This window comes from Rhizobacter sp. P2_H3 (assembly GCF_056403355.1).
The window spans coordinates 1-2,398 of sequence record NZ_JBFUFQ010000426.1 but is presented as its reverse complement, the minus strand read 5'-3'; the positions used below and the strand labels follow the sequence as shown (position 1 = coordinate 2,398).

At 71.2% G+C, this 2,398-nt stretch carries 3 protein-coding genes; all 3 read left to right on the top strand.

Features of this window, described 5'->3' with window-relative positions:
• Positions 1–793: hypothetical protein (locus AC1D1T_RS31890; RefSeq protein WP_477993372.1), on the top strand; the 793-nt coding region annotated here is incomplete at its 5' end.
• A complete protein-coding gene (locus tag AC1D1T_RS31885) occupies positions 790–1,314 on the top strand; it encodes a type III secretion system chaperone family protein (RefSeq protein WP_465114383.1) in 525 nt (174 codons plus the stop codon). The genes AC1D1T_RS31890 and AC1D1T_RS31885, both read left to right, overlap by 4 nt.
• A gap of 206 nt (positions 1,315–1,520) precedes the next feature.
• Positions 1,521–2,398, top strand: an 878-nt coding sequence (locus tag AC1D1T_RS31880; RefSeq protein WP_477993371.1) for a tetratricopeptide repeat protein, incomplete at its 3' end; no start/stop codon positions are given.

Sequence of the window (2,398 nt, the reverse complement as noted above, 5' to 3'; positions counted from 1 at the left end):
CGCCGCGACCACCGCGCATGCCGCGCCGGCGGCGACGCCGCAGGCCACGCACCAGAGCCACGAGCACCACGGCCCGCACCGCTCCGGCGGGCAGGGCCGCCACGTGGGTGGCAACCGGCCGGGCGCGCGGCCCAAGCGGTCGACCACCAACAAGGCGCGCAAGAGCCGGCGCCGCGGTGCGAACGGCATCGCGGGCGGTGACGAAGACGATCACGATTTCCACTCGGCAGAGGCGCAGCAGACCGGCACCGAAGCCGTCAACCTGAAGGACCAGTCGCAGGATTCGGGCGATGACGAGGACCGCGGCGGCGGCGAGGAATCGCGCCAGGACAAGCTGGCGCGCGCGCGCAGCCTGGCCGAGAAATCGGATGAGCCGGGCCGCGGCGGATCGCCGCGCAGGGTGTTCGATTCGAAGATCCCGCTGCAGCGCTGCAAGAAGGGCATGCTGGGCGTGGTGCAGAAGACCGTGATCGACCGCGAGCTCAACAAGGCGGCCGACACCGGCAACGGCGCGCTGGCGGCCGGTGCGCTGCGCAAGCTGAATCTGGCGCTGCTGGGCAGCACGCGCGCCGGAGCCCGGCTCGACAGCGGCGGGCTGGCGGCGGTGGCCGACTACCTGATCGCGAACTACATCAAGCCGGCGCAGCCCGAGGGGGGCTTTCCGATGTCGATCAAGTTGCTGCACTGGATGCTGCCGATGAAGCTGCTGCAGCTGCAGGTGCCGCGCACGGAAGAACAGGCCGCACTGAGCATTGCCAAGATGCTGGTGCAGGCCAGGAGGAACGAGCGATGAGTGCTGAGATGAACGAGGGCGAACTGCCCGAAGGTGCCGAGGGTGAGGCGCCGGCCGGCGACGATCCGGACCACGAGCGCTACATCGACCTGCTGACGGCGCTGTGCGGCGAGCTCGACCTGCCGGACGTGCAGGCGGTGTTGCAGTCGCGGCGCGTCGAGGTCGAGGGCTTCAGCGTGATCGTCGACCACGTGACGAACGATCCGCAGGCGATGTACATCCAGTTCGACTACGGCATCACGACGGCCGGGCGGACGCTGTCGATCTTCCGGCTGATGCTGGAATCGAACCTGCTCGTCTATGCGCAGGACCAGGCGCAGCTCGGCCTGGATCCCGACACCGGGTCGACCCAGCTGATTGTGCGCGTGCCGATGACCGACGACATCGACGGCGGCTGGCTGATGGAGACGCTGGCGCACTACGCCGAGCACGGCCGCTACTGGAAGGATCACCTGCTGCAGGCGCCCGATGACATGTTCGAGGCCATCTCGGCCGGCGATTACCTGTGGTTGAGGGCCTGATGTGATGACGGCCCCCCAGTCGCTTCGCTCCTGCCCCCGAGGGGCGCCACCCTGCGGCCCGGCAAAGCCGGTTCCGCGGGCGTTGCTTGATGGGCACATCGCTGCGCTCGTGCGGTCTGTCGATCTGCGGCTTGTCACCCGTTCGGGCTGAGCCTGTCGAAGCCCTCGCGCATTGCACAATGCCGGCCATCACTTCAAGCAGGCCCATGCCCGACAGCGACCCGCTCGATTTCTTCGAAGACCGCCCGACGCTCTGGCCGCACACCGCGCCGGAGCGGCTGTTGCCGTCGGAGGTCGAGCAGCGGCTGCTGAAGGCGATGGAGCGCGTCGGCGCCGACGGCCCGTACGCGGTGGCGCTGTGCGAGGAGGCGATCGCGCTGGCGCGCGCGAGCGGCGACGACGGCGAGATCGTGCGCACGCTGTTCCGCTCGGCCACGCTGGTGCTGCAGGCGCGCCGCCCCGACCGCGCCTATGTGCTGTGCCTGGAGGCGCAGCAAGGCTTCGAGCGCCGCGACGACCGCTGGCGCGCCACCCGCATCCTGCTGCTGCGCGGCCAGTGCTGGCTCGAGGTCGGCGAGCACGAGCGCGCGATGACGCTGATCGCCGAGGCCGCCGAGCGCTTCCGGCTGATGGACAACCGCGCCGACGTGGCGCGCTGCCAGGCCGCGATGGCGATGGCGCACCGCCTGGGCGGCGACCTCGACAGCGCGATCGCGGTGGCCGCGCAGGCAGTCGGCACGCCCGGGGCGCCGAACGACCGCCACCTCGACATCAGCCTGCGCCACAACGAGGCGCTGATGCGGCTCGAGCGCGGGCGGCAGCTGGCACAGCAGGGCGACGTGCAGGGCGCACAGGCCGAGTACGCGCGCGCCTCGGCGGTGCTGCCCGACGCGCGCCACATCGACAACCCGCGCAGCCAGCCCGATGGCGGCCAGGTGCTGCAGAACATCGCGCAGGTCGCGACCGCGATCGGCGACGACGCGACCGTGCTGCTCGCGCTGCGCCGGCTGGCCGACTGGGCGCGCCGGCGCGGCAGCCGGCTCGAGCGCGGCATCGTGTGGCTGCAGATGGCCGAGCTGCAGCG

Bases quoted from the DNA above. Each gene is read 5' to 3' on its own strand.
- AC1D1T_RS31885 (WP_465114383.1), top strand. From the start codon at position 790: ATGAGTGCTGAGATGAACGAGGGCGAACTGCCCGAAGGTGCCGAGGGT.